The sequence below is a fragment of the Armatimonas sp. genome, from assembly GCF_043760365.1.
In the GTDB taxonomy this organism is placed as follows: Bacteria; Armatimonadota; Armatimonadia; order Armatimonadales; family Armatimonadaceae; genus Armatimonas.
In genome coordinates this window covers 1-6228 of sequence record NZ_JAYUPA010000136.1, presented here as the reverse complement: position 1 = coordinate 6228, position 6228 = coordinate 1, and the positions used below count along the sequence as shown (strand labels likewise).

The window sequence follows — 6228 nt, the reverse complement described above, 5'->3', positions numbered from 1 at the left end:
ATGAGCTGGGAGACCTACCAAGGCCAGCATATTCAGGAACCCGAACGTAGCCTCCGCGCCAGTAAGATGGCCTTCCTTAAAACCACTCTTGGCGAAATCGAGTTTGCGACTGCGTTCTCTCAGGGAGAGCGCTTGCCCCCGGAACAGACATTCGCTCTTCTCGCGGCCCCGTGTGAAGCTGTGTAGGCTAGCGGGTACAGCCCGTACTTATTTCCCTCTTGCCTGCAACATAGACTTGCTCCGTTTTCAGTGAGACAAGGTTTTCTGGTGTGGGCGCATCCGAAAGTACGACGAAATCGGCGAGGTAGCCCGGGGCGATCTTGCCCAGGTGATGATCGTTGTGAAGCGCGTAGTGACTCCCGACCGTGTAGCCATAGAGCGCATGATCCACGGAGAGGCCACCCTCCGGGCTCCAGGGATGGCGGTTGACGGCGGCATGGAGGCACAAAAAAGCGTCGAGGGTCTCTACCGGGCAGTCGGAGCCCAGTGCGAGCGGGATTCCGGCGTTGCGCATCGCCTCAAACGGGTAGGCCTGTTTAACACGCGTCTCCCCCACCCGCTCGCCCGTCCAGGTGTCCGAGGTCACAAACTGCGGCTGGATGGCAGCGATAATTTTGGCCTGGGCCATGCGCTCTAGCAAATCCGGTGGCAAGACAGAAACATGCTCGATCCGGTGGCGATGAAACGTATTGTCCTCGGTGCCCGTGCTCAGCGCAAACTCAATCGCGTCCAGGCTCTCGCGCACCGCCTGATCCCCGATGGCATGAATCACGATCTGGAAGCCTTTTTTCTGAAGCTCCGCGCACCGCGTTTTCAGAACTTCCGGGTCGTAGATGCGCGTGCCACACTCCCCGGTGGCGTCGTAGGGCTCCGCCATGAGGGCGGTGTAGGCTCCAAGCGAGCCATCGGAGAAGAACTTCGCGCCGCCGAATTTTAGCCACGCGTCGCCAAATGCCGTGCCGATTCCGTGGGCGTGGAGCGTGTCGCAGCTCGCTTGCGGTGGCATTCCGGTCACGCGAATCGGGAGCTGGCCCCGGCGATGCAGCCGGGCATAGGCCCCGAGCTGTTCAGGCGTGTCCAGCAAGGTCCCCACACTGGTAATCCCCGTCTTCAGCGCTACGGCAGCAGCCCGGAGCACCGCCTCCTCCCCCTCCGCCTCCGTGAGCGGTGGCACGAGCGCGTAGAAAGGCGTTATCGCGGTCTCCGTGTAGAGCCCTGATTCCACATCCCCGGCAGTGCGCTCGGCCTCACTCACCATTGCAAGGGCCGCCGAGTTCACCACCACCGCATGGCCACAGATTCGAGTCACGAGGAGCGGTCGGGTCGGGGAAATTGCATCTAGCTCCGCGCGGGTCGGAAAGCGTTTTTCATCGAGCTTACTCTGATCAAAGCCTCGCGCCAGCAGAAACGGGCCGTCGTAGTGCGCGGCGTGATCCGCGATTCGGGCGAAAAGCTCCTCCAGCGACGCACTGCCCATCAGATTCACCGTGCGCAGCAGACCCGCGCCGAACATAAACAGATGCAGGTGTGAGTCGCAAAAGCCTGGGACAACCGTCTTTCCCGCGAGGTCTAGGACAGGTGCATCGGGCCCGGCAAAGGCTTTTGCCTCAGCGTTGCTCCCCACGAAAGCGAACTTTCCCTCGTGCACCACAAACGCCTCCGCCCGATCCGAGAGCGCGGTCATCGTGTGAACCACGGCATTCATAAAAACATTCACTTCCCGATTGTACCTAGTCATCATCAAGGAAGTACAATAGTGAGCATGAATAACGAAGTGCGCGTTCGCGATATTTCCGGACTCCGACGAGCCGTTTTGGCGGCGAAACCTGGAACCGTGATTCTCCTGGAGCCTGGTGTCTACGAGGGTGGACTGTACTTTCAAAACGTCCATGGGGCTCCTAGCAAGCCGATCCGCATCGCAGCCGCGAACCCGGCGCAGCTGCCTCGGATTGTTGGGGGCGCAAACGGGATTCAGCTCTCGCAGATCAGCTACTTTGAGCTAGACGGACTGGTTCTGGAACGGGCAACACAAAATGGCCTGAATCTTGATGATGGGGGGCGCTATAGCCTGCCCTCGCACCATATCACCTTGCGTAACCTGCGAATCACCGACTTGCCCGCAGGCAATCGTGATGGACTAAAGCTTTCTGGCATTGACGACTTTCGTGTGGAGGGCTGCACTTTCGAGCGCTGGGGCGGATCGGGGATAGATATGGTCGGCTGTCACCGGGGGACGATCACCGGTTGTGCGTTCAGAACGGGGGGCGACAACGCCGTACAGTGCAAGGGGGGAACGTCAGAGATTGTTGTGCGCAGTTGCCGCTTTGAAAACGCGGGGTCGCGTGGGATCAATCTGGGGGGAAGCACGGGACTGGAGTTCTTCCGTCCCCTCGTCACGAAAATGCCCCTCAATCAGCGCTACGAGGCGCAAAATATCCGCGTCGAAGGCTGCACATTTCTAGGTAGTGACGCTCCCCTTGCCTTTGTCGGTGTAGACGGTGCCGTGGTACGCTGCAACACGCTTTACCTGCCCCGCCGGTGGGCCATGCGGATCTTACAAGAGACACGCAGCTCAGATTTCGTGCCCAGCCGCAAGGGGATTTTCGAGGACAATCTGATCGTTTTCCGTAGCGACGGCTGGTCTGAGGGGGGCGTGAATATCGGTTCTGGAACCCTCGCAACCACGTTCCGATTCGCGCGAAATTTCTGGTACTGTACCGACCGTCCTGACCGCAGCCGCTCCCAGCTTCCCACCCCTGAGATTGACGGAGTCTATGGCAAAGATCCCCTGCTTCGTGCCCCGTCACGTGGCGATTTCACTGTGCTGCCGGGCAGCCCTGCGGCTCGCTACGGTGCCCACGCACTACCAATCCTGTATCCTAAGGAGTCAATTCGATGAAAACTATCCTTCTTTTTATTGCAGCCGCGATCACGTTTGTCGCCGCAGCGATCACGTCTCTGGTGGTCTTTCGAAGAGCGCCTGAGTCAACAACGCCGCGCCTGATCGCGACCACGGGCAGTGCCGAGCTGCGCGTGGTGCCCGACCTGGCCGATTTGTCCTTCCAAGTTGACGTTCGTAATGTGAATCTCGCTCTGGCACGGCGGCAACAAGCAGAGCGCGCAACTAAGCTTCTTGCAGCACTACGTGCCGCTGGTGTGGCCGAAACCGAGCTTCAGTCGTCGCAGAGTCAGATCCGAGCAAACTATACGAACGGCAATTACCGGGAAACCGGGAAGGTGACGTTTTACGAGGTCTCCCAGAGCGTTTCCTGCACCCTCCACGACATCAAGAGAGTGCCTGATGTGACGGCTGCGGCGGTGGCTGCGGGCGCAACCGGGGTGCAGGAGGCGAGCCTGCGGACGTCACAGCTGCGCACGTTTCGTGATGAGGCCCGGGCCAAAGCAATCCAGGCTGCCAAGGAGAAAGCCACGGCCCTCGCCAAGGAGCTCGGGGCTAAGGTAGGCAAGTCCTATAACATCACTGAGGAATCGGATACAGGAATAACACCCGCGTGGTCCAATTCCAACAGTAGCAATTTTCAACGAACGGAGCTGAATGGCGCGGTGGCCAGCGACAGCGCCGCACCGGCCTTTGCTCCTGGCACGATCAGCATCAGCGCCAAGGTCAGTGTCTCGTTTATACTGGAATAATGTTTGTTCAGGGCCAGATTGTGAACTGTCCAGCGCCACAGTCCAGCGTGACCATGGCTCCCATGGGAAGCGTGAAGCGGCGCGGGATATGGCCGTAGACGAAACCCGAGACAACGCCGACGTGCTCGGGGGCGGCTTCGAGGGCGAGGCGTGGGACGCCACCGACTAGCACGGCATCACGCTGGTCTTTAAAGCCGTTGAAGGAGCCGATTAAGATGCCCGCTAGCTTTTCGAGAACTCCCGCCAGCCGGAGCTGATTAAGTGCCCGATCCACGGCGTAGAGCTCCTCGTAGACATCCTCGATGAGAAGCAAACCGCCGGTCATGTCGGGCACAAAAGGCGTGGCAATAAGGGATTCGAGCAGGCTCAGGCAGACGGGAAAGAGCGGCCCAGCGAGCGTATTTTCCCCTCGATGCACCGTGAGCGGGGCGTCATCCGGCTGCGTAAAGACAAAGTTCTCCTGCGCGACGGCCTGGAAGAAGCTTGCCTCGGAGAATGGATCGAGCGTGTCCTCGCCAAAGCCATCGCCCGCTGTCGCCATGATCCCGGAGTAGCTGATCAGCCCACGGCTTGCCAGTGCAAGATTCAGTGCCGTGATATCTGAGTAGCCCACCAGCGGCTTGGGATCGGCACGAAACGCGTCGTAGTCAATGCCGTCCAAAAGCTTACCCGCGCCGTAGCCGCCCCGTGCCGCCAGAATCAGATCAATCTGGGGATCGCGTATCAGACCGTTGAGATCGCTGAGGCGCTGCGCTTCCGTTCCCGCAAGATAGTCGCAGTCCGGGTGCTGGGCAGTGGCATTCGGGGCAATCACCACAGAGTAGCCGCGTCTACGAAGCGCCTCAGCGCCGCGCTCCACCGCGCCCGCCGGGGACGCGCCCGCAGGTGAGCAGAGACCAATGGTGCCACCAGGGCACAGAGGACGGGGCCAGATCATAGAGGAATTGTACCCAGTTTTGCCGAAACGCCCCCCATGCAACTAGGAGAGAGAAACTGGACAGAGATAGGGGCGCTTAATGACCGTGTGGTGGTCTGCCCGATTGGCGCACTGGAGCAGCACGGACACCACCTGCCTCTTCTCACGGACTCAATGATCGGCGGGGAGATTGCGCGGCGGGTTGAGGCGGCCACTGAGGACTGCACACTCTTCACCCCGATGCTCTGGATGGGCGCGAGCCACCACCACTTGAGCTTTCCAGGCACCATCAGCCTCTCGCAAGCCACCTACCGCGCTGTGATCGAGGACATGGCCGAGAGCCTGATCGCGGCGGGCTTCCGCAAGCTCTTCTTTCTGAACTCCCACGCGGGCAATATTGCCCCCGCCCAGGCCGCGCTCCTGGAAGTGCAGCTACGCCACCGTAGAGCGCTACCCGAGCTCTTTGTCTGTGTGGGCTCCTGGTTTGAGATCGCGCTGCCGGAGCTGGCGGCGCTCGGACTGGTGCAGAAAAAAGTGATCCACGCCTGCGAGTGGGAGACCAGTGTGATCCAAGTGACGCACCCGGAGCTGGTCAAAGACACTCGCCCTGCGGCACGTCGCGATATTGGTTCCGAGTTCTGGAGCCCGGATCATATCAAGAATAATCGCCTTGCCGTACTTCGTACAATGGAGCAGGGAAGCGAGACGGGAGCCTTTGGCTTCCCTGACGAAGCGACGCCACAGAAAGGTGAGCTTCTGATCCAGACGGCAACCGATGTCATTGTCCGCTTTGTCAAAGAGTTTTCCGGCTGGCCCCGCCTCGTTTAGCGGCGCTTCGCAAAAATATTTTCACCGTTTTGTTAGATTTGGCATTCCTCACCCGTTTTACAAGCGAATCTAAAACAAAAGGTGAGAAGAAAAATGCTAGCAGTAGTTGAGTCGGCAGCGATTTTTGGAGTGGACGCCTACGGCGTGCGGGCGGAGGTCAATGTCTCGGGCACCGTACCAAGCTTTACCATTGTCGGGCTACCCGATGCAGCGGTTCAGGAGAGCCGGGAGCGGGTACGCGCCGCGATTCGCAACAGTGGCCTGCGCTTCCCGTATGAGAAGCGCATTATCGTGAACCTTGCCCCGGCAGATATTCGCAAGGCGGGACCTGCATTCGATCTGCCCATCGCCATTGGTCTTCTCGTGGCAACCGAGCAGCTCGCCCCGGAGCAGATCCTGGAGACCGTGTTTATTGGAGAGCTGGGCCTTGATGGAGCGGTGCGGCCCGTCTCCGGGATCTTGCCCCTGGCGCTCTGGGCACGACAGAGCGGGCGCAAGCGGCTGATCGTCCCCGAAGCAAATACCCGCGAGGCGGCAATTGTGGGTGAGGTGGATGTTTTTGGCGTGACCTCACTGGCACAGGTGCTGGAAATCCTCAACGAACCCGAGTTCTTTGTTCCTGTTCGGGAAGATCCTCAGAAAATCCTGGCGCACCGTGCCAGCAGCGATGTGGACTTTTCGGACGTAAAAGGCCAAGCACAGGTGAAGCGTGCGCTGGAAGTGGCGGCGGCGGGTGGGCACAACGTTCTTTTGCTGGGCTCGCCAGGGGCAGGTAAGACCATGCTGGCGCGGCGGCTCCCGACAATCTTGCCCGCGCTCTCCGTGGAGGAGGC

General features: G+C 60.0%; 7 protein-coding genes. 5 read left to right on the top strand and 2 right to left on the bottom strand.

Annotation, left to right across the window (positions count from 1 at the left end; translation table 11 throughout):
• On the top strand, positions 1–186 hold a 186-nt coding region (locus ACH2EH_RS03565), incomplete at its 5' end, for a hypothetical protein (RefSeq protein ID WP_395139038.1).
• Position 187: 1 nt separating this feature from the next.
• Here ACH2EH_RS03565 and ACH2EH_RS03560 read toward each other — a convergent pair.
• Positions 188–1717: an amidohydrolase gene (locus ACH2EH_RS03560; RefSeq protein ID WP_395139036.1), complete on the bottom strand. Its 1530-nt coding sequence runs from the start codon at positions 1715–1717 to the stop codon at positions 188–190.
• Between the two features lie 45 nt (positions 1718–1762).
• On the opposite strand from ACH2EH_RS03560, the gene ACH2EH_RS03555 reads away from it, so the two are divergent.
• Together ACH2EH_RS03555 and ACH2EH_RS03550 are read left to right on the top strand one after the other, a co-directional pair.
• Entirely contained in the window at positions 1763–2899 is a 1137-nt protein-coding gene (locus tag ACH2EH_RS03555) for a right-handed parallel beta-helix repeat-containing protein (protein ID WP_395139034.1), read from the top strand.
• Positions 2896–3651, top strand: coding sequence for an SIMPL domain-containing protein (locus ACH2EH_RS03550; RefSeq protein WP_395139032.1), 756 nt, complete (start codon positions 2896–2898; stop codon positions 3649–3651). Before ACH2EH_RS03555 ends, ACH2EH_RS03550 begins: the two co-directional genes overlap by 4 nt.
• 7 nt (positions 3652–3658) lie before the next feature.
• Here ACH2EH_RS03550 and ACH2EH_RS03545 read toward each other — a convergent pair whose 3' ends face one another.
• Entirely contained in the window at positions 3659–4588 is a 930-nt protein-coding gene (locus ACH2EH_RS03545) for an LD-carboxypeptidase (RefSeq protein ID WP_395139030.1), read from the bottom strand.
• A 36-nt stretch (positions 4589–4624) separates the two neighbouring features.
• Between ACH2EH_RS03545 and ACH2EH_RS03540 the strand changes: the two genes are divergently transcribed.
• Both ACH2EH_RS03540 and ACH2EH_RS03535 read left to right on the top strand, forming a co-directional pair.
• Positions 4625–5395 carry a creatininase family protein gene (locus ACH2EH_RS03540; RefSeq protein WP_395139028.1) on the top strand — a complete coding sequence of 257 codons (771 nt, stop codon included), beginning with the start codon at positions 4625–4627 and terminating at the stop codon, positions 5393–5395.
• A gap of 93 nt (positions 5396–5488) precedes the next feature.
• On the top strand, positions 5489–6228 hold a 740-nt coding region (locus ACH2EH_RS03535; RefSeq protein WP_395139026.1), incomplete at its 3' end, for a magnesium chelatase domain-containing protein.